This window comes from Citrobacter sp. TBCS-15, assembly GCF_005280815.1.
GTDB classification, from domain to species: Bacteria; Pseudomonadota; Gammaproteobacteria; order Enterobacterales; family Enterobacteriaceae; genus Citrobacter; species Citrobacter werkmanii.
The window spans coordinates 1-239 of sequence record NZ_SZWK01000202.1; the positions used below are offsets into that span (position 1 = coordinate 1).

At 35.1% G+C, this 239-nt stretch carries 1 protein-coding gene; it reads right to left on the reverse strand.

Annotation, left to right across the window (positions count from 1 at the left end; genetic code table 11):
- Positions 1–57 precede the first annotated feature (57 nt).
- Positions 58–239 (reverse strand): hypothetical protein (locus tag FDW96_RS12670; protein WP_212732893.1); only part of this gene is annotated, 182 nt, incomplete at its 5' end.

Here is a 239-nt window from a genome sequence, read left to right on the forward strand (position 1 = left end):
TTTTCAACTTCTTTAAGGAGATATTCTAAAAGCTCCTGTCTGCTCATAGAACCCTCCTTATTTGTCTTCTAAACGTTTGCCTAGCAATCGTTTCATAGCTTCTTTAACATCATCAGTTAATGGTCTGCCGTCAAATGAAACCCACTTATCCCAATCAACTTTACTATCATCTACTAAATCGGCAAGGTCAATACCTTGTTTTTGTTGTTCAGTTTTAATAGAAACAACCTTAGCATTTT